Raw genomic sequence first — 20791 nt, 5'->3', positions numbered from 1 at the left:
AGTTGTCGAAGAAATGGGTATTACTTTAACATAGAGAAATAAAAGCTTGCAACCACATTAATAACAAGAAAAATATATTTATAATTCAACCTCATAATGATTGGAAATTATTTTAAGATCGCTTTCCGAAGCTTCAGGCAGCATAAATTATTTACGGTAATTAATGTGATTGGTTTATCAATAGGGATAAGCGCATCGCTGGTGATATACCTAATCGTACATTATGATTTGACTTTTGATAAATTCCATGAAAATGGCGAAAGGATTTACCGTGTTGTAACTAATTATACCTTTAACGGATCGCCAAATTACAATAGCGGTGTTACGGGGCCGCTGGCTCTGGGTGTAAAAAACGAGGTTACGGGCATTGAGGAATCTGCACCGTTTAAAACTTTCGGCGGGCAGGTTTTAATTCCAAACGGTGCAAAGGCTACGATAAAATTTAAAGGCGAGAATGGTTGTATTTATGCCGACCAATCTTACTTTAATTTATTTAAATACAAATGGCTGGCCGGGTCGGCACAAAATTCGTTAAACAACGCCCACCAGGTTGTTCTTTCCCTTGACCAGGCTAAAAAATATTTTCCTAAACTCGCAATTGAACAAGTATTGGGTAAAGAGATTATTTATGAAGATACCATTAAAACTACCGTTACCGGGATTATAGAAGGCTTTAAGGAAAATACGGATTTTACCTTTCATGATTTTGTATCGCTTGCTACACTTAAACTGAATAAGGACTCGAATCCGGATCAGCAGGATTGGGGAAGTACATCATCAAACTCACAGCTTTTTATAAAGCTTGCTAAAGGCACCTCTGTGCAACATATTGAAAAACAATTAAATGCGCTTTTAAAAAAACATCACCCGCCAAAACCGGAAAATAAAGGAACGACCCAGGCTTTTATGTTACAACCACTTGCTGACATGCATTTTAATGATCGGTATTACAATTATGATATACCGATAGTAAGTAGGGACAGTTTATATGGTTTAATTACAATAGCGGCCTTTTTGTTATTATTGGGGTGCATTAATTTTATTAACCTTACTACAGCACAAGGGTCACAAAGGGCAAAAGAAATTGGTATCCGGAAAACTCTGGGCAGCACCCGCAGCCAGTTAATTGGCCAATACCTTAGCGAAACATTTTTAATCACAGTGTTTGCTATAATGCTAGCTGCGGCAATGATACCTGTTATATTAAAGGTTTTTGCCGGTTTTATGCCCTCCGGACTAAAAGTGGATTTTATCCACCAGCCGCATATTAGTGTGTTTTTAATTTTGCTGGCTATAGTTGTTAGCCTTCTGTCCGGCTTTTATCCGGCGATCGTTTTGTCAGCATATAAACCAGTACAGGTACTGAAAAATCAGGCTGTGGGTGGCAAAAGTAAAACACGTAATGCTTGGATGCGCAAAGCATTAACAGTGACGCAGTTTATGATAGCCCAGTTTTTTATAATGGCAACCATAATGGTGAGCAAACAGATCTACTACGCTCTTCATAAAGACCTCGGGTTTAAAAAGGAGGCTATAATTTATATTAATACCCCATGGAATGACAAGAATCCAGGAAATAAAATGGTGTTTTTAGATAAGGTTCGTAGTATTCCGCAGGTTGAGCTGACAGCCCTTGGAGGGGATATACCATCATCAAATGGATGGAATTCAAGGAACGTTACCTATAGGGACGGAAAAAAGGAAATAAAAAGCGAGTTACAAACAAAATCAGGTGACGAAAATTATATTAAGGTTTATAAAATTAAATTGCTTGCTGGCAGAAATATCCAATTGAGTGATTCTGCTACCGGGATACTAATCAATCAAACCTACACGCAGTTTTTAGGGTTTAAAACACCGCAACAGGCCCTGGGGAAATTTATTGATTTCAACGAGAAACAAAAAATGCAGGTCGTTGGTGTTATCGGCGATTTTCACCAGGGCTCGTTGCATGCACCAATTAAACCGATGTCTATATATCCTGATTATAAGTGGAATTTCAACACGTTACATATCGCCTTAAAACCGCAGACAGATAATGGTAATGACTGGAAAAAAGGCATAGCTAGCATCCAAAAGGCCTGGAATGAAGTTTACCCTGGAATTGATTTTGAATCGACCTTTTTTGACGAAACTATAGCAAAGCTTTATGATGCAGAGCAGAAATTCTCAACCCTGCTGGCTTGGGCTACGGGTTTGTGTATTTTTATAAGCTGCCTTGGTTTGCTGGGTTTAGCCATATACACCTCCAATCAGCGCACAAAAGAAATAGGTGTACGTAAGGTACTTGGAGCTTCAGTAACTCAAATTGTAGCCTTGTTGTCAACTGAATTGGTATGGCTTATCCTATTGGCCTTTGTTTTAATCACTCCGGTAGCGTGGTATGCCATAAACCAATGGATGCGAAATTTTGCTGACCGCACTACGATAAGCTGGTGGATTTTTGCCTTAAGCGGCGCCGGAATGCTGCTTGCAGCCGTATTTACTTCAAGCTTTCAAACGGTTAAGGCAGCCATTGCAAACCCGGTTAAAAGCCTGCGTTCCGAGTAATTGAGCAATAGTTTAAAGTTTCCAAACCAACACAAATAATTAATTAACAAATAACATGTTAAAGACTAACCTAAAACTTGCCGTCCGTAATATTTTCAGGAATAAATTGTACAGCGTTATTAACGTTGTTGGATTAAGCGTTGCCAGTGCATTTTGTATCCTGGTTTACCTTTACGTTAAAAACGAACAATCGTTCGACAGGTTTCACCAGGACCAGGCACAATTGTTCAGGGTGGAAGAGACTGCGTTTAATACAGGTATGTTAGACGAAAAACCAAAGAAAAACTTTTTTTCATTTATGATGAAGGATGCTGAAGAAAAGAATATGATAGTAACACCTCCTGTTTTAGCAATTGATCTTAAAAGGACCTTTCCCGATATCGAAGCAGCTATCCGGTTAATGCCTGTTTATGAGGAACTTGTTCGCACTGGTAATCAATATTTTAGTGAAAAGGGTAATATCGTATACGCTGATGATTCTTTTTTTAAAGTCTTTAATTTTCCCCTGTTAATTGGAGATCCCGCAACGGCGTTGTCCACTCAAAATACCATAGTTATTAGTGAACGTTTGGCTGAAAAATATTTTGGTAAACAAAATCCGGTTGGTAAGGTCATCTCATTTCCCAATGAAAATAAAGTACTTTTTACGATTGGTGCGGTCGCCAAAAACTTTCCGGCCAATTCGAGCCTTCAATTTGATATGGTAATCCCTATGAAGTCGGACCCCGATTATAACGAAAGGATAGCCAATGGCCTTAACACCTACAGCGAACCGCTGGTTTTGAAGTTAAGGGCAGGCACTAACGTTAATAAATTCCGGCAGAAACTGGATGCATTTGCCATGACTTATTTTAAAGAGCAAGTTAAAGAGGCCCAAAAACGAGACAGTAAAAATAAAGTGCCGGATACCCATCTATTTTTAAGGTCGTTTGCCGATGCCCACTATAACCAGAGCGGCCCCTGGGGGCATTATACCGACCTGAAGAATATCTATCAGTTGGTATGCCTAACCGCAATTATTCTTTTTATTGCCTGTTTAAACTATATATTACTTACGCTTACCAGTACTGTTTCCCGGTCACAGGATGTTGGTGTTAGAAAAACTATCGGAGCAGCAAGGATTCAGATTGTGTTGCAATATTATGTTGAAACACAGCTATTAGCGTTTGTATCCGTAATTGTGGGGTTACTGATAGCGACAGTTTGTTTGCCATTCTTTAGCCAGTTAACCGGGACTGCTTTGCAATTATCGTATTTCTCATCAGGTGAAATATTATCGTTACTGTTCATTTTGGCAATTGTACTGGGCCTGGTAGCCGGTGTTTATCCTGCATTTGCTATGTCCGGCCTCAAACCACTTAATGTGTTGCGAAGTTTTTCTGCCTTTAAACTAAATCCTGTTTTGTCAAAAGGCCTTGTGGTTGTGCAATTTAGTATTTGCGTTATTTTAATCATATCGTCGTTAGTTATGAACAGGCAGATTCGTTACATAAATACGACCAGCATGGGCTTTGATAAAGACCAGGTGGTGATCCTTCAATCGCCTTTCCAATGGTCTGACAAACAAAAGACCATCGCATTAAAAAACCAGCTTTATCATTTTACCACAATAGACCCCTCAATGCAGGGCATGACGAGCACTTCGTTTTCCTTTAGCGGAGGAGATAGCAACGGCTTTCTTATAAACGGCCAAAAAACAATGCTGCGTGCCCTGAATGTTGATTACAATTATTTTTCATTTAATAAAATACCTATAGTAAAAGGGCGATCATTTGAAAAGGAAATCAGTAGTGACAGCATTAGAATGAGCATTCCGGACCTGCAGAAAAATCAAAAGGCCAGCCTCGCCCTTCGTAATGTAATAGTGAACCAAACTTTATACAACATGTTGGGTAGGCCGCAGCTTGATGTAATTAATCAGGACATGGGCGGAGTTATTGTTGGTGTATGTCAGGACTATCACATGGATGACCTTACTCAAAAAATTGCTCCTGCATACCATTTTATAAATGCTAACAATACGAGAGTGTTCTGGTTAAAGATCAGGGCCGGGCAGAATATTCCAAAAGCCATGAATAAAATAAAGAATACCTGGAACCAACTCACAGGGAATTTGCCTTTCAGCTATACATTTATGGACGACGAGGTTGCGAAGAGTTACGAAGCCTATCTGCGATGGATGACAACAATCACCACATCGTGCGTACTCGCAATAATTATTGCCTGTCTTGGGCTGTTTGGCCTTTCCGGACTTACAACGCTTAACCGTACCAAGGAAATTGGTATCCGTAAAGTATTGGGGGCATCGGTAGGTAATTTATTTCTTTTGTTAAATCGCGGTACATTAATATTAGCAACGTTATCATTTATAGTTGCAGCGCCAATAGCCTTTTACCTGGTACATCAGTGGCTGGATAATTTTGCCTATCGGATAAACCCCGACTGGGCATTATTTACAACTGCTGGAATTATCGCTATGCTCACAGCAGTTGCAGCGGTTAGCTACCACACTTTAAAAGCCGCAAAAGGTAATCCTGTTGACAGCCTCCGGAGCGAATAGACCTGATCGGAGACCACACATTATTTATAATGCCCTGATCTTGGATTTCGCTGAGTTTGGGGCATTTTTGTTTTTAACTTCTCTGTATTCAACCTTTAGCAGAACTGTATCAATATCGAACAGCGGGTGTTACAATTACGAACATGTTCGTATAATTAAATAGCACATAAAATGCTTATTATTAGGTGTTTAAAAAAATGGTATATGTTTTAAGTGTATGGTGTTATAAGAATTTGATTATGTTAAAAAATTATTTCAAAATCGCATGGCGCAATATAGTCCACCACAAAGGGTATGCAGCCATAAACGTTTCGGGTTTAACCGTTGGTATTGCAGCCTGCTTATTGATATATGTTGTTGTAGAGTACGAACTTAGCTTCGACACTTTCAGGCCCAATTTTAAGAATATTTACCATGTTGTAACCCAGGAGAAAAGAGAAGCCGACTTTTCTTATAATCCGGGTATTCCAATTCCCTCTACCGATGCATTAAGACTTGATTTCCCACAGGCAAAAGTGGCGGCGATTAATACAAGCTACGGAAGCCAGATCACCGTACTTGAAAACGGCACGGCAAACGGTGGTGCAGGCGACAAAAAATTCACCGAAAACCTCGGTGTGATGTTCATGGAGCCACAGTTTTTTGACATTTTTAATGCTACCTGGTTAACAGGTGATAAAAAAGTATTGGCTGAACCTAATATGGCGGTAATTGATAAAAGCACTGCTACCAAATATTTTGGCGATTGGAAAAATGCTGCCGGCAAGTTATTGAAAATGGATAATTTGCTTAATTTAAAAATTGCCGGAGTAATTGAAGATGCACAGCCCAACAGTGATTTTCCGCTTAAAATTTTAGTGTCATTTATTACCTGGAAACAACACCCCAACGAATACGGCTACATTAACGACTGGCACGCTGTGAGCAGTAACCACCAGGTATTTATGGAACTACCCGCAAATGAATCATTTGCACGTGTAAATGAGCAGCTCAAAACGTTTAACCATAAACATTCGGGCGATAAAGGCAGAACAAGCAGGATTAACTTTTTACAACCTTTAGGTGATTTGCATTTTGATACGCGCTTTGGAAATACTATTGGCGACCACATGACCACAAAGGCCACCTTGCGCACATTGTCGTTCATTGCCGTATTAATCATTCTTATGGCATCTATCAATTTCATTAACTTGTCTACAGCGCAATCCGTTGGCCGCTCAAAGGAAGTTGGGATCCGCAAAGTGCTTGGAAGCAGCAGGGCACAACTGATCAGCCAGGTTATGGGCGAGACAACCATCATTGTAGCCGGTTCGGTGCTGCTAGCAATAGTTATAGCCAAGCTTGCTTTACCATATCTCAGCAATATAGCCAGCGTACCCGACAGTATCAGCCTGCTCACAACCGGAAGTGTGTTGTTTCTTTTTTTGATAACCTGTGTTGTTATTTTATTATCAGGGCTTTATCCGGCAATGGTGGTGTCGGGCTTTAAGCCTGTACTGGCGCTCAAAAACAAGATAACAGCCGCTTCAATAGGGGGAATCCCGTTGCGCAGAGGACTTGTAATTATGCAATTTGGGATTTCGCAATTGCTGATAATAGGTACCATTATTGCCATAAAACAAATGAACTTTGTTAATGAGGCCGACCTTGGTTTTAACAAAAGTGCGGTTTTAATAATTCCTGGTTATACAGACAGCATCAGCCTGCATAAGATAGAACCTTTTAAACAACAGCTTATGCAAAACGCTGCCGTTAAGTCTGTAAGTTTTGATTCGGATGCGCCATCTTCTGAAAATAACTGGGGAACAAATTTTTACTTTGATCATTCAACAAAGGAGAACGGAATCACCACATTTTTAAAGTACGGCGATGCGGATTACTTTAAAACCTACGGACTCCGTTTTGTAGCCGGCAAAGGTTATGATGTTAGCGACACTGCAAGGCAGGTAGTGGTAAACGAAACTTTTATTAACAAACTTGGAATAAGGCGCGCAGAAGATGCAATTGGTAAAACGGTGAGGATAGGTGGCAATAAAGCTTTTTGGTGCCCAATTGTTGGTGTTGTTAAAGACTTTAAAACTAACTCGTTAAGGGAAGCGGTTAAACCAATAGTTATTTCTCCCAACAAAAAATTGGAATCGCAGGTCGCTATCAAGATAGAAACAAAGAACCTGACAGCTACGGTTGCCCTGCTCCAAAAACAATGGGAAAATATGTACCCGGAGTACGCGTACAACGGTTTTTTTCTTGATGAAAATATTGCGCAATTTTATAAGCAGGAAAATCAACTGGCATTGGTTTATAAAATATTTGCGGGTATAGCCGTGTTTATTTCCTGCCTTGGCTTGTATGGGCTGGTGTCATTCATGGTAGTGCAGCGCACTAAAGAGGTGGGCGTACGTAAAGTGCTGGGCGCTTCAGTAAAAAGTATCGTCTTTTTGTTTTCAAAAGAGTTTATGATCCTTATTGGAATTTCGTTTTTGATAGCTATGCCTGTGTCATGGTATCTTATGTCCGGCTGGCTTCAAAGTTTTGTTTACCGGATTAATATAAGTGCAGATGTTTTTGTATTGGCGGTACTATCCTCAATTATATTGGCATGGATAACCGTAGGCTACAAGGCTGTAAAGGCTGCATTGGCAAATCCGGTAACAAGCATGCGCTCCGAATGATGCTGCTATCTCCGGTTAACTTAAATAACTTGTATCATAACCGTACGCCACATGTTACATAAGCGAACAGTTTTTTCCTGAGGTTTGTTTTATAATATATTGATTTATAGTAGTTTAAAACTTTGGTATGTTATTGATACTGATGTGCCGGAATGCGGGAAAGCTATAATCGTTTCAAATACTTATTTAATAAATTAGCGCCTCGTAATTCATCAAATAACTAACTTAATAATTTATAACAAATGTTATCACTTCAGCATATTTCAAAGTACTACCAGGTAGGCGGCAACAAAAATTTTGTATTAAATGATATTAACCTTGAGGTAGATGAAGGTGAATTTGTCTCCATAATGGGGCCGTCAGGTTCAGGAAAATCAACCTTGCTAAATGTTATTGGGATGCTTGACGAGCCTTCTGAAGGATACCACTATTTTGCGGGTAACGCGGTGCATCAGCTTAAAGACAAACAACGTTCGGCGTTATATAAGCAATACATCGGCTTCGTTTTCCAGGCATATCACCTTATTGACGAACTTACCGTTTATGAAAACATCGAAACACCGTTGATTTACCAAGACTTTAAAGGAGTTGAGAGAAAAGCTATGGTAGCCGACATGCTTGACCGCTTTCAAATTGTTGGAAAGAAAGACCTTTTCCCGGCGCAGTTATCTGGCGGACAACAGCAATTGGTAGGGATAGCCCGCGCATTGATAGCCAAACCTAAATTGTTACTTGCTGATGAGCCTACAGGTAACCTGAACTCAAAACAGGGAGAAGAAATAATGGAGTTGTTTCGTAAGCTTAATAAAGAGGATGGTGTAACCATTATACAGGTAACGCATTCAGAAAAAAATGCGGAATACGGCTCGAGAATTATTAACCTTTTAGACGGTAAGGTAGAATCATCAAGAAAATTCTAACCGGAAGTAAATATTACAGAAATCATGTTTTTTAAGAAAATACCATTACTCTTTTTATTTTTATCAATAGCTGTATTGGCAAAAGCCCAGCAGCAATTAGACAGTGTGTTAACCCTGCAACAATGTGTCGATTTGGCCATAAAGAATAACCTGACCGTTAAAAATAGCGGAACAACCATGGAAAGGAGCCGCATCGCGCTTCAGCAGGCGCGGGAAAATCTTTTGCCAACGCTAAACGGCAACGCATCACAATCATTAAGCTTTGGACGCAGCCAGGACCCTACAACCTATAACTATGTAAACCAGAAAATAAATTACGGTCAATACAGCTTAAGCAGCAATGTGCTATTGTCAAACGGCTTAAGCTATATAAATGCCATTAAACAAAACGCACTGGCTTACCAGGCAGGTAAAATGGATTTTCAACAGGTAAAGGATTTAACCACATTAAATATAATTTCGTTGTATTTGCAGGTATTAAATAGTGAAGACCAGTTGAGCCAGGCAAATTTTCAATACAACGCCTCGAAGGTTAATTTAGACCGGGAAACAATTTTAAATAATGCCGGCAGCGTAGCTCCTGCAGATTTTTATAACATAAAGGGATCGCATGCCAATGACGCGGCGAATGTTGTTAACGCAAAAAATAACCTGGTGACTGCAAAATTGAATTTGCTGGAAGCGATGAACGTACCGTATAACAAGGATATAAAATTGGTAAGAATGCCGGCCGATCAAACTCCTAAGAGTTATGACCAAACACCTGAACAGATCTATTCAACTGCATTGGGAAGCCTGGCTCAGGTTAAAGCGGCTGACTTTAGGGTTAAAGCGGCTGAAAAAGAAGTTCAATCGCGTAAAGGTAGGTTGTATCCGACACTGTCTTTAGGCGGTTCAATTTACACCAATTATTCAAGCACCGGAGCGACCAGTTTTTTTGACCAGTTCAGGAACAACTACAGCTACGGACCGGGGCTAAACTTGCAAATTCCGATATTAAACTATTTTCAGAACAGGAATAATGTAAAATTGGCAAAGCTTGATTTGATCGATGCACAAAACGTTAGTAATAATACCCAGGTTCAGCTTAAGCAGCAAATAGAGCAGGCATTCGCAAACATGGCGGCTGCAAATGACAGGTTTAATGCGGTAACCGAGCAGGTAGCGGCTTACAAGGAGGCCTATAACGCAACCGAGATTAAGTTTAATGCAGGGGTGATAACAGCAGATGTTTTTGTAATAGCGAAAAATAACCTGGATGTTGCCAATACCAATTTAATAAATGCCCGTTATGATTATTTAATAAGAATTAAAATACTCGATTACTACAGGGGACAGCTAACCTTTTAATTTTTATCTTTTTTCTTGGATTGGTAAAATATCTTTTACTTTTATTCCAGATTGCATCAAATATCCGGTTTGCATTATTTATTTTAATGCAGACCGGATATTGCTAATTTTCAGGGGTTCCTGAAAAAAAAATCATCAAACACTGCTACCATGAAAAAACTTATTATCGCATTAGCTATCGCAGCTACATCGTTTACATTTGCATCTGCCCAGGTTTTACCGTCATTTCAATTGGGGATAAAAGGCGGTGTGAATCTTTCCGGGCTGGAGTATTCGGGTTCCACGTTTAACAGCAGTAACCGTGCAGGTTATTTAGGTGGATTATGGGCTCGGGTAGGGGCCTTAGGCTTTAACTTTCAGCCGGAATTATATTTAACTTCAAAAAATGTTGAGCTTTCTGATGGCACTAGTGACGTAAAAGCAAAATTTACGAGTATCGACGTTCCGCTTTTATTTGGTGGAAAAATTGGTGCATTTGGCTTTGGCGGCCGCTTTTATACAGGCCCGCTGGTTTCATTCGCAATTAATAAAGATCAAACTTTTAACTCAGCAATTGGTAACGCAACTTCATTGAATTATAAAGATCAAAACTTTGCCTGGGTAGTAGGTGCCGGCCTTGATATTAAAAGCATATCCATCGATCTGCGTTACGAAGCCGGGCTAACCAAACAAACTTATGGTAACTCGCATACAAGGGTAAGTTTATTCAACTTAAGCCTCGCGGTGCCTTTATTTAAAATATAATCGGGCGAATAATTAATAGTAGTGACGAATAAAAACAAAAGGTCTGCCCTCAAAAAAGGCGGGCCTTTTGTTTTATAGGTATTCGCTGTTATTACCCCGATATACTTTCTTAGTATTATAATTATATAGCTAATTGGCAATTTAGTATTATACTTACTTTACAGGTTACACGTATCTTTATAAGCCATTTATATCCAGAAATATTAATTTCCCGTAATGAACAACAAATATTTATCTAACTATATTATGCGCAGCATTTGCGCGCTTGTAACTATAATGGTTTTTAGGGCGCATCCGGCGTTTTCACAGGAGCCTGTTGTTAATGAAGGTGTTAATGTTCGTTTAAATCAAATTGGTTTTTATCCGGGCGGGCTCAAAAAAGGTGTTATCTTAAACAGCAAAAGCAATGTTTTTTATATTCAAACCCCGGATAAAAAAAAGGTATACAACGGGAAATTAAAAAAATCAATGAAGCCGGGTTTAAACGGAAGGTTCACAGCAATAGCCGATTTCAGCGCTTTTAACCACCCCGGCAACTATCAACTCTATGTACCCGGCTCCGGTTATTCTTATCCGTTCCAAATTAAGCGGTCAGTTCATCGCAATGTTGCAGCAGCAAGTATAAAGGCCTATTATTTTATGCGGGCCTCGGTGTCCTTGAAAGAGAAATATGCAGGTAAATGGAGCAGGGCAGAGGGGCATCCGGATACCAGTGTGTTTATCCATCCATCGGCGGCAGGTGATAAGCGTGCGGCAGGCATGTCCATTTCATCACCGCGGGGATGGTATGATGCAGGCGACTATAACAAATATATAGTTAACAGCGGGATCAGTACGAGTACCTTATTATCGCTATATGAAGACTTCCCAGCTTATATGAAAACTGTTAAATTAAATATCCCAGAAAGTGGAAACAAGGTCCCGGATGTGCTGGACGAAGTGCTTTGGAACCTGCGCTGGATGCTCACTATGCAGGATCCCGGTGATGGGGGTGTTTATCATAAGTTAACCAATGCAGCATTTGATAAGATGGAAATGCCCGAAAAAGGAACCGAGCCGCGTTATGTGGTGCAAAAAGGAACTGCTGCTACACTTGACTTTGCAGCGGTGATGGCACAGGCAAGCCGGATCTTCAGCAAGTTTCCGGGGGAACTTCCGGGTTTGGCTGATTCTTGCTTATTGCAGGCAAATAAAGCATGGCAATGGGCAATTAAAAATCCTGATGTAGTTTATGACCAGGATGCCATGAACAAAGTATTTGAGCCCCAAATTACAACCGGCGGCTACGGCGATCGTAACTTTAGTGATGAATTTATCTGGGCCGCATCCGAATTATTTGTCAGTACACAAAAACCTGAATATTTAAAAGCGGTAAACCTTTTACCTGATACCACTATGCCCATCCCTGCATGGAGCCAGGTAAGGTTATTGGGATATTACACATTGATTAAAAACAGCAATTTGTTAGGCGCAAATTCACCAAAAGAGCTGCCGGAGTTGAAAAACAGACTATTGGCTTTAGCAGATAATTTAATTAGCGGAGCCGCGGAAACCGCCTATCAAACGGTTATGACAAAATCAGCCCGTCATTTTGGATGGGGCAGTAACTCCGAGGCAGCAAACGAAGGAGTTGCCCTGATACAGGCCTATCAACTATCAAAGAACAGGAAATACCTTGATTTTGCTTTAGCTAATCTCGACTATATTTTAGGAAGAAATGGCTCAGGTTATTCCTATGTAACGGGATATGGCAGCAAAACGCCGATGCACCCGCATCACCGGCCATCGGTTGCTGATGGTATTGTTGATCCGATTCCCGGTCTGCTGGTTGGCGGGCCAAACCCGGGTATGCAGGATAAAATCAAAGTTCCCTCTGTTGTACCGGATGAAGCTTATATAGATGATGACCGGGCTTATGCCGCAAATGAAATAGCCATAAACTGGAACGCTCCTTTTGCGTATTTGGTTAACGCTATGGAAGCACTTCAAGATAAATTAAATGCCGCTAAATAAATTGTGATCGGCCGTTATTTATGGTTTAAGCAACAGTTAACGCAGGTTACAAAAGGCTGCCGTTGATGCGGTTTAAAAAACGCAAACAACAGCAGCAAATAAAAGGAGCAAAACACAGAGATTTTTGAGGTATCATCCGGTTTCTAATCTTTCTGATAGGCTGCAGTGTGGATGTTGAATAATAAACGTTAAATAAACATTTTATTTTATTGGGGCGGTCTATATATTTGTTTACCAATTTAAAAGCTAAAAAAATTACTTCATGAAAAAAGGGTGGTGGGTTTACTGTAGTTCGATATTATTAATTTTATCCTGTTCAAATAAGGCAGGCACTCCGCAACCTCAGCCTGAAACTTATAAGCCCCCTGTTGTTTCATCATCATTTGCCAAAGGGGCGGATATCAGTTGGGTGACGCAAATGGAGTCTTCAGGTGTGAAGTTTTATGATAAGGCGGGCAATCAACAGGAACTTTTTGCTTTGATGAAAAGCCTTGGATTTAATTCCATCAGGTTGAGGGCCTGGGTTAATCCTGCCGACGGATGGAGTAATACAGCTGATTTGGTAGCCAAAGCAATACGTGCAAAAAATGCCGGGATGAAGATTATGGTAGATTTTCATTACAGTGATAGCTGGGCCGACCCTGGCAAACAAACAAAACCGGCTGCCTGGGCTCCATTGAACTTTACAACATTAACAAATACGCTTCATGATTATACTGTAGGCGTAATGACCACCCTGAAAAACAACGGGATCAATCCTGAATGGGTGCAGGTAGGTAACGAAACCAACGATGGTATGCTTTGGGAGGAGGGACGCGCATCGAAAAACATGGCAAACTTTGCTGCACTTATAAAAGCCGGTTATTCAGCGGTAAAATCAGTAAATAGTACCACAAAGGTTATTGTTCACATTTCTAATGGATATGATAACGGCCTTTTCCGGTGGATGTTTGATGGATTGAAAGCAAACGGTGCGCAATGGGACATTATTGGTATGTCGCTTTATCCATCAACCACAAACTGGCAAACACTAAACAGTCAATGCCTTGCCAATATAAACGATATGGAAGCGCGCTATTCAACCCCCTGTATGGTGGTTGAAGTTGGGATGGATGCGGCATCACCGGCAACTTCCCGCGACTTTCTTTCTGACATCATCAGTAAGGTTAATGCCGTTTCAGGGAATAATGGCCTTGGCGTTTTTTATTGGGAGCCGGAGGCTTATAACTGGCAGGGTTATGGTCTTGGCGCTTTTGATAATACCGGGAAACCTACAACCGCGCTGGACGCGTTTGGAAATTGATAGTTAAGCAAGCGTAAGCGCCGTAGCCACCAGTATCAGGGAGAAGCAAAACATCAGCACAACCACGTACATAAAATACATCCCTATAAACTTTGTTATGGTTCTGAATACACTTCGGTTATAAACAACTCTTAACGACCGGTAAATATACCATACAATATAAAAGAAGGCAAAACCGCCAATCAAACCCTGTATTGTTTGCTGTTCAGGAAGTATCAATTGCAGCAGTATGATTAAAGAAAGGAATATAAACAGGAAGCAATGCAAATGAAATGAATAGATGAGGTGTTCAACATAAAATTTTTTATTGCGCCAAAATGTAATTTTTAATATCAAGGCAAACAGGGGGAGCATCAGGAACATCATTTTAGGAACATTATGTTTCAGCTCATCAAAAAACACTTCTTTTGATCTGGTTCCGTATTTAACTTTATAATCAAAGCCTCTTTTATTGATCAGCCTGTCAATAAAACCATCCCGTTTGGCTTCCGGTAGTTTTTGTTGATTTGCGATGTATTGAGCATAGGTGCTATCCTCAGTAAATACCAGTAAGCCTGAACGGTATCCTTTAACAACTTTCTCATCAGATGTAGGCGTTTTTTTTACACCATCTTTTTTGATCTTAGATAATAATACCTTTTTCTGGGCGGCACTCAGGTTATGGTTGTTAAGAATGGCTTTATTGACGGAGTCAACCAGCTTTGATGATGTTACCGGTTTATTTGGTGTTTCATTAACCTTCACGATCTCGTGTCCGGATTTAAACAGCATCAGGAAGTAAACGACACTTATAAAGATATACATCTTCACCGGGTGCAGGTATTGCGCGCGCCTGCCTGCCATATACTCGTTTGTGAGAAATCCAGGTTTAAACAGAAGCGGCTTTAGCGTATGAAAAAACTGGTGATCGAAGTGGAAGTAATCACTTACGGCATGATTCATCATGTGGCCGAAGCTTTCCTTCAGTTCCAGGTTTTCCTGACCGCAATTATGGCAAAACTTCCCTTCTAATAAAGTACCGCAGTTAAGACAGTTATTTTCCTTACGGTAGTGTTTTTTCATTTTTAAGGAATCAAAGAAATTTTAGGCGTGTTCAATAGCGTGTTTAAGCGCCGCGTTATGTTTATACCTGAATACAAATGGAAAAATAATAGCAATTACCAGCGCATACGCTGCAAAAGTAAGCCAGATGCCCTGCCAGTTTTTACTTTGATCTGCATGGGTAAAAAACTTGTCGATTATTACCCCGCTGGTAAAGCTTCCAAATAAGGCACCAAAACCATTTACCATCATCATGAATAAACCTTGCGCGCTTCCACGTATTTCCGGTGGTACCTGGGTTTCAACAAATAATGAACCTGATATATTAAAGAAATCAAACGCCATACCGTACACAATGCATGACAGCACTATCATCCATAACCCGCTGGCAGGATCGCCAAAAGCAAAAAGGCCAAAACGTAATACCCATGCCAGCATACTGAAAAGCATCACGTACTTAATTCCAAATTTACGAAGAAAGAAGGGAATGGCTAAAATGAACAGCGTCTCAGAAATCTGAGATATGGACATGATGATTGCCGGATACTTTACTGCGATGGAACCTTTATATTCTGCCACATTTTTAAAGTCGTGGATAAATGTATCACCGTAAGCATTCGTGAGTTGCAATGCTGCTCCTAAAAGAAGGGAAAATGCAAAAAAAATAGCAAACCTTGGTGTTTTAAATAATGCAAAGGCGTTTAATCCCAATGAGTTTACGAGCGATTTATTACCCGTTTTAACAAAAAGAGGCGGGCATTTAGGCAGTGAGAACGAATAAATGCCCAACGCCAGCGCTATTGCAGAGGCAATATAAAACTGGTTTGCAGATGTCTCGTTATGCGTAATGCTTACCGTCCATAATGCCGCGATGAATCCAATAGTACCCCAGATGCGGATAGGAGGGTACTCTTTAACTACATCAATATTGTTTCGTTTTAAAGCTGAATATGCAACGGTTATTGAAAGGGATAAAGTAGGCATATAAAACACCATATTTAATAAAATTACCCAAAAAAACGTTGTGGGATTAGTTACCAGTGGCAGGCTAAATAGCGTTAATGCACCGAAAATATGCATAACGCCATATAGCTTTTCTGCATTAATATACCGGTCTGCAATAATCCCGGTAAGAGCAGGCATAAAGATCGCTGAGATCCCCATGGTAGAAAAAATGGCTCCGAATTGCGCACCCGACCAGTGTTTATTTTGAAACCAGTACGCACCAATGGTGATCAGCCAGGCACCCCATACGAAAAATTGCATAAAATTCATCAGTATTAAGCGAAACTTAACATTCATATGGGGCCAATTAAAAATAAGAAATGGTCAGTATTAAATTAAAGCCGGAAAATAGCGAAATAAATGTAAACCGGAAAACTATAAAGCGCAGATTTAACACCAGGCAGAATAAAATTTCAAGTTAGGTTAAGTGTTTGTCTTTTTATCAGTGCAACAGGTTACGATGCTTTGCGCTTGTTTAATTCATCCCTGATTTTGGCTGCCTTTTCGTACGATTCTTCGGCAAGGGCTTCCTGTAATTTTGTTTTCAGTTCATCAACGCTTAACGAAGAGAAACCACCTGCGGCAGATGTAGTCGCATTTTTTTCTTCCTTGGTTTCATTGATATTCTCCAGATATACAAAGTCATTGCCTTCAATCACTATCCCGGCGGTTGACAGGATGAACTCAAATGTGTAAATCGGGCAGTCGAAACGAACCGCTACCGCTATTGCATCACTTGTGCGCGCATCAATTTCAACCACTTTTTTTCCATCCGTGCAAATAAGCTTGGAGTAAAAAATACCGTCAACCAGGTTATAGATCACAATTTCCTGGATCTTAATATTGTACGCCTCGCCAAGGCTTTTAAAAAGATCATGCGTAAGCGGACGACTGGGCGTCATTTTTTCAATCTCAATTGCAATAGCCTGTGCCTCAAAACTCCCAATAATGATTGGAAGCCTTCTGCGGCCGCTTACTTCGCCTAAAACCAAAGCATAGGCACCAGACTGCGTTTGGCTGTATGACAAGCCAACAATGTCCAGTTTAATTTTTTTCATATCATTACCCATCACAACAGATCCTTTTTTATGCTAAAGCTTTATATTCTTTTATTGCTGCAATCAGTTTTGGCACCACTTCAAATGCATCACCCACTATACCATAGTCGGCCACTTTAAAAAATGGCGCTTCAGGGTCTTTGTTTATAACAACAATTACTTTTGAGGAACTAACCCCGGCAAGGTGTTGTATGGCACCTGAAATTCCAATCGCAATATACAAATTTGGACTCACAGCTATGCCTGTTTGTCCAACATGTTCGCTGTGCGGACGCCAGCCGTTATCTGATACCGGTTTTGAACAGGCTAAAGCTGCGCCAAGCAAACCGGCCAGTTCTTCAACCATCCCCCAGTTTTCAGGGCCTTTTAGTCCGCGGCCGCCCGAAACCACAATATCAGCATCAGGTAAAGAAACTTTATCCGTAGCCCGAACAATCTCTTTGATCACCGCTTTAAAATCAGAAGCGTTGCCTTCGGCAGCAAAATCTTCAATAACAGCAGTTTCAATCTTTTCAACTACTTTGTAGGAGTTTGGCGTTAATGAGATCACTTTATTTGCAGATGTTAATTCAACAATCGCAAATGCTTTGCCCGAAAAAGCTGTTTTTTTAACAATGAACTTGCCGCTTCCCTGATCAGGTAAGGAAACTGCACCATCTGCCAGCCCGGCTTCAAGCTTTACGGCAATCCGCGGTGCTAAACCACGGCCCGAAAAAGAGTTAGCTATAACAACAATATCAGCACCCTCTTTTTTAGCAGCTTCTGCAATTACAGATGCGTAGGCCTGGTTTATAAAGCTTTTTAATTTAGCGTTCGAAACGTTTAAAATCTTTTCGGCTCCATACTTTCCAAGTGCTGTTAACTCTGCCTTGCTTACGTCGCCAATGGAGATAGCAACCAGGTTGGTATTATTTTGACCGGCAATTGCGCTGGCGTAGGAAACTGCTTCAAATGTTGATTTTTTGAATTCCCAGCCAACGTTTTCCGTGTAAATTAAGACTGACATATTGTTAGAATAAGATCATTTATAAGATTAAGGCTTTTACTTAAATAACCCGTGCTTCATCATGCAGCAGATCCACCAGTTTGGCGGTCTCATCGGCAGAAATTAGTTTAACCTGGCCGCGTGGGGCAGGTGTTTCGTAACTGATGATTTCTGAAAATGTTTTTACTTCAACCGGCTCAATAACATTCAGCGGCTTTGTGCGTGCCGACATAATGCCGCGCATATTTGGTATTTTAGGTTCAGCAACACCTTCTGCTGTACCCGCAACAATGGGTAGTGGAATAGTCAATATTTCTTTGCCGCCTTCAATTTCGCGTTCAACAGTTACCTTGTCCCCATCAATATCTAATTTTTTAATGATAGAAACCGATGGCAGGTCTAAAAGCTCGCCCAACATACCGGATACTTTTGAACCGTTATAGTCAATAGATTCACGGCCGGTTAAGATCAGGTCGAAAGGATTTGCTTTTACGTACTGCGCTACCTGGTATGCCACGTACCACGCGTCATGCGGTTTTGCATTGATGCGTACAGCCTCCGTAGCGCCAATAGCCAGTGCTTTGCGGATGGTTGGCTCTGTTGCTGCCTCGCCTACATTTATTACTGTTACTGAGCCATTATCGCCGTCTGTAAGTTCAATTGCACGCGCTAAAGCAATCTCATCGTAAGGATTTAATATAAATTGAACACCATTGTTATTAAATTGGGTGTTATTATCAGTAAAAGTTATTTTTGTCGTCGTATCAGGGACATTGCTTATGCAAACCAGGATTTTCATCATGCTGTTTTTTAAAGATGAATACCTATAAGTAAATGAACGAAATGCGTTTTTCAGTCATAAATAGGTTTATGCAAATTTAGTTAAAAAAGAGAGAGTTTAAAATGCAGATAAGCAGATTAGAGAAGCTATTGGAATTTATAAAAAATGAACCGGAAGATCCGTTCCTGAAATACGCACTGGCAACCGAATATTTGCGGATGAATGATACGGGTAAGGCACTGGCATATTATGAAGACCTGGTAAACAACCACCGCAGTTATACAGGTACGTACTATCATCTCGGTAAGCTTTATGAAGCGCTGGGCCGCAAACCGGATGCAATAGCTACTTATGAAACAGGAATGATAGTGACCCGGGAAAAGCACGACAATCATGCATTTTCTGAACTGCAGGCTGTTTATAATGAGTTGACAGGTTTTGGCGATGACGACGACGATTATTAGTGGTTTATAGTTGATTGTAGCTTCACATACAGTTATGACATCGCAAATATTTCAATTTGACGGTTTCATTATTGATTAATGAATATTCAAATCACACCTCTTTTCGGCTATAAACTATGAACCGCCACTATGAACTAAAAAATGACTAAAAGGCATCTTATTTTTCTACGCGATGTAACCTTATACACTTTTACGGCTTTTGGCGGCCCGCAGGCACATATTGCTGTTTTGCTGCGCGAATTTGTTGAGAAACGCAGGTACATAACGGAAGAGGAGTTAATGGAGCTTAATGCATTAGCGCAGGTATTGCCGGGTCCGTCATCAACACAAACGCTGGTTGGCATAGCATGGAAAGTAGGAGGCCTTCAATTGGCCATCATTACTTTCCTGATCTGGATCCTGCCTTCGGCAACTATAATGTGCATGGCCGCTATTAGCTACAAAATGTTTGCCGATAAGGCTAAATTTACAGCTATACTGCGCTTTGTGCAACCTATTGCTGTTGGCATTGTAGCCTACGCTACATATACGTTCGCCAATAAATTCTTAAAAAGCCGGGTAAGTACTATGCTTGCCATCGGTTCGCTCATCGCCACGCTGATACTTCAAAATGCCTACGCGTTTCCGCTGCTTATTTTATTAGGAGGGATTATTTCATCGGCGTTAGAAACGCAGCCGCAGGAAAATGAATTGCGCGTTAAATTGTTTTCAAACGTCAATCCCAATAAGGTAACTTATTTCATCGGCATCCTGCTATTTTTTGCAGCGCTTGGAGCGGTGGTAAACCAAACTTCAGTTTTCAGCCTTCCTATTCGTTTGTTTGAGAATTTTTACCGTAACGGCATCCTGATATTTGGCGGTGGACAGGTGCTGGTACCACTCATGTACACGGAGTTTGTTGAGGTAAAACACTATTTAACAAACTCCGAATTCCTCTCCGGCTACGCGTTGCAGCAAGCGTTACCGGGCCCCACGTTTTCCTTTACATCTTTTTTAGGCGGCATCGCTATGGGAAACAAAGGCGGAGGTATTGTAGGGCAGGTGTTCGGAAGCCTGGTAGCCGTTATCGGGATAAATGCACCCGGACTTATACTTATACTGTTCATTGTGCCATTTTGGAATGATCTGAAAAAAATAACGCGGATAAAAAATTCCCTGAGCGGAATTAATGCAGTGGCTGTAGGCTTTATGGCTACCGCGCTGATCTTGCTGGTCAGGCCTTTCGGGTTAGACTGGAAAGCTTATTTAATTATGGCAGTTTCCTTTTTACTGCTAAATTATACAAAAATAAAAGCACCTTTTATCATCCTTTTAGGGATAGGATTGGGGCTTTTATTTAGTTAGT

The 20791-nt window shown here is 40.6% G+C and carries 15 protein-coding genes; 10 read left to right on the top strand and 5 right to left on the bottom strand.

The genetic code is table 11. From position 1 onward, the window contains the following. Positions 1–96: 96 nt before the first annotated feature. From MuYL_RS13870 to MuYL_RS13835, 8 genes are all read left to right on the top strand, one after another. Positions 97–2550 carry an ABC transporter permease gene (locus MuYL_RS13870; RefSeq protein WP_094571143.1) on the top strand — a complete coding sequence of 818 codons (2454 nt, stop codon included), beginning with the start codon at positions 97–99 and terminating at the stop codon, positions 2548–2550. Positions 2551–2605: 55 nt separating this feature from the next. Continuing rightward, on the top strand, positions 2606–5110 hold the full coding sequence (locus MuYL_RS13865; RefSeq protein ID WP_094571142.1) for an ABC transporter permease: 2505 nt from the start codon (positions 2606–2608) through the stop codon (positions 5108–5110). Between the two features lie 239 nt (positions 5111–5349). Beyond that, positions 5350–7782, top strand: coding sequence for an ABC transporter permease (locus MuYL_RS13860; protein ID WP_094572945.1), 2433 nt, complete (start codon positions 5350–5352; stop codon positions 7780–7782). A 242-nt stretch (positions 7783–8024) separates the two neighbouring features. Further along, positions 8025–8702 (top strand): ABC transporter ATP-binding protein, encoded by a 678-nt coding sequence (locus tag MuYL_RS13855; protein WP_094571141.1) that lies wholly within the window; start codon positions 8025–8027, stop codon positions 8700–8702. Positions 8703–8726: 24 nt separating this feature from the next. Then, positions 8727–10052, top strand: a complete 1326-nt coding sequence (locus tag MuYL_RS13850) for a TolC family protein (RefSeq protein WP_245845542.1) — start codon at positions 8727–8729, stop codon at positions 10050–10052. Between the two features lie 150 nt (positions 10053–10202). Next, the gene (locus tag MuYL_RS13845) at positions 10203–10796 is read left to right on the top strand and encodes a porin family protein (protein WP_094571139.1); all 594 of its coding nucleotides are present in this window, start codon (positions 10203–10205) and stop codon (positions 10794–10796) included. A gap of 216 nt (positions 10797–11012) precedes the next feature. Next, on the top strand, positions 11013–12809 hold the full coding sequence (locus MuYL_RS13840) for a glycoside hydrolase family 9 protein (RefSeq protein ID WP_211710147.1): 1797 nt from the start codon (positions 11013–11015) through the stop codon (positions 12807–12809). Between the two features lie 262 nt (positions 12810–13071). Then, on the top strand, positions 13072–14112 hold the full coding sequence (locus tag MuYL_RS13835; protein ID WP_094571138.1) for a glycoside hydrolase family 53 protein: 1041 nt from the start codon (positions 13072–13074) through the stop codon (positions 14110–14112). Positions 14113–14115: 3 nt separating this feature from the next. On the opposite strand, the gene MuYL_RS13830 is transcribed toward MuYL_RS13835, so the two are convergent. The 5 genes from MuYL_RS13830 to MuYL_RS13810 form a co-directional block, all read right to left on the bottom strand. Continuing rightward, on the bottom strand, positions 14116–15174 hold the full coding sequence (locus tag MuYL_RS13830; RefSeq protein ID WP_094571137.1) for a DUF3667 domain-containing protein: 1059 nt from the start codon (positions 15172–15174) through the stop codon (positions 14116–14118). A 21-nt stretch (positions 15175–15195) separates the two neighbouring features. Next, positions 15196–16455 carry a nucleoside permease gene (locus tag MuYL_RS13825; RefSeq protein ID WP_094571136.1) on the bottom strand — a complete coding sequence of 420 codons (1260 nt, stop codon included), beginning with the start codon at positions 16453–16455 and terminating at the stop codon, positions 15196–15198. A 158-nt stretch (positions 16456–16613) separates the two neighbouring features. Beyond that, on the bottom strand, positions 16614–17216 hold the full coding sequence (locus MuYL_RS13820) for a bifunctional nuclease family protein (protein ID WP_094572943.1): 603 nt from the start codon (positions 17214–17216) through the stop codon (positions 16614–16616). Positions 17217–17244: 28 nt separating this feature from the next. Beyond that, positions 17245–18222 carry an electron transfer flavoprotein subunit alpha/FixB family protein gene (locus tag MuYL_RS13815; RefSeq protein WP_094571135.1) on the bottom strand — a complete coding sequence of 326 codons (978 nt, stop codon included), beginning with the start codon at positions 18220–18222 and terminating at the stop codon, positions 17245–17247. 40 nt (positions 18223–18262) lie between these two features. Continuing rightward, positions 18263–19000 carry an electron transfer flavoprotein subunit beta/FixA family protein gene (locus MuYL_RS13810; protein ID WP_094571134.1) on the bottom strand — a complete coding sequence of 246 codons (738 nt, stop codon included), beginning with the start codon at positions 18998–19000 and terminating at the stop codon, positions 18263–18265. 104 nt (positions 19001–19104) lie between these two features. Here MuYL_RS13810 and MuYL_RS13805 point away from each other — a divergent pair, with 104 nt between their 5' ends. Beyond that, the gene (locus MuYL_RS13805; protein WP_094571133.1) at positions 19105–19446 is read left to right on the top strand and encodes a heme biosynthesis protein HemY; all 342 of its coding nucleotides are present in this window, start codon (positions 19105–19107) and stop codon (positions 19444–19446) included. A 141-nt stretch (positions 19447–19587) separates the two neighbouring features. Next, positions 19588–20790 (top strand): chromate efflux transporter, encoded by a 1203-nt coding sequence (gene chrA / locus MuYL_RS13800; RefSeq protein ID WP_094571132.1) that lies wholly within the window; start codon positions 19588–19590, stop codon positions 20788–20790. The last annotated feature ends 1 nt before the right edge of the window (position 20791 follow it).

This window comes from Mucilaginibacter xinganensis (assembly GCF_002257585.1).
Classification (GTDB): Bacteria; Bacteroidota; Bacteroidia; order Sphingobacteriales; family Sphingobacteriaceae; genus Mucilaginibacter; species Mucilaginibacter xinganensis.
This window is presented reverse-complemented; position numbering and strand designations above follow the sequence as displayed.

Coding starts and splice junctions, on each gene's coding strand:
- MuYL_RS13870 (WP_094571143.1), top strand. CDS start 97: ATGATTGGAAATTATTTTAAGATCGCTTTCCGAAGCTTCAGGCAGCAT.
- MuYL_RS13865 (WP_094571142.1), top strand. CDS start 2,606: ATGTTAAAGACTAACCTAAAACTTGCCGTCCGTAATATTTTCAGGAAT.
- MuYL_RS13860 (WP_094572945.1), top strand. CDS start 5,350: ATGTTAAAAAATTATTTCAAAATCGCATGGCGCAATATAGTCCACCAC.
- MuYL_RS13855 (WP_094571141.1), top strand. CDS start 8,025: ATGTTATCACTTCAGCATATTTCAAAGTACTACCAGGTAGGCGGCAAC.
- MuYL_RS13850 (WP_245845542.1), top strand. CDS start 8,727: ATGTTTTTTAAGAAAATACCATTACTCTTTTTATTTTTATCAATAGCT.
- MuYL_RS13845 (WP_094571139.1), top strand. CDS start 10,203: ATGAAAAAACTTATTATCGCATTAGCTATCGCAGCTACATCGTTTACA.
- MuYL_RS13840 (WP_211710147.1), top strand. CDS start 11,013: ATGAACAACAAATATTTATCTAACTATATTATGCGCAGCATTTGCGCG.
- MuYL_RS13835 (WP_094571138.1), top strand. CDS start 13,072: ATGAAAAAAGGGTGGTGGGTTTACTGTAGTTCGATATTATTAATTTTA.
- MuYL_RS13830 (WP_094571137.1), bottom strand. CDS start 15,174: ATGAAAAAACACTACCGTAAGGAAAATAACTGTCTTAACTGCGGTACT.
- MuYL_RS13825 (WP_094571136.1), bottom strand. CDS start 16,455: ATGAATGTTAAGTTTCGCTTAATACTGATGAATTTTATGCAATTTTTC.
- MuYL_RS13820 (WP_094572943.1), bottom strand. CDS start 17,216: ATGAAAAAAATTAAACTGGACATTGTTGGCTTGTCATACAGCCAAACG.
- MuYL_RS13815 (WP_094571135.1), bottom strand. CDS start 18,222: ATGTCAGTCTTAATTTACACGGAAAACGTTGGCTGGGAATTCAAAAAA.
- MuYL_RS13810 (WP_094571134.1), bottom strand. CDS start 19,000: ATGAAAATCCTGGTTTGCATAAGCAATGTCCCTGATACGACGACAAAA.
- MuYL_RS13805 (WP_094571133.1), top strand. CDS start 19,105: ATGCAGATAAGCAGATTAGAGAAGCTATTGGAATTTATAAAAAATGAA.
- chrA (WP_094571132.1), top strand. CDS start 19,588: ATGACTAAAAGGCATCTTATTTTTCTACGCGATGTAACCTTATACACT.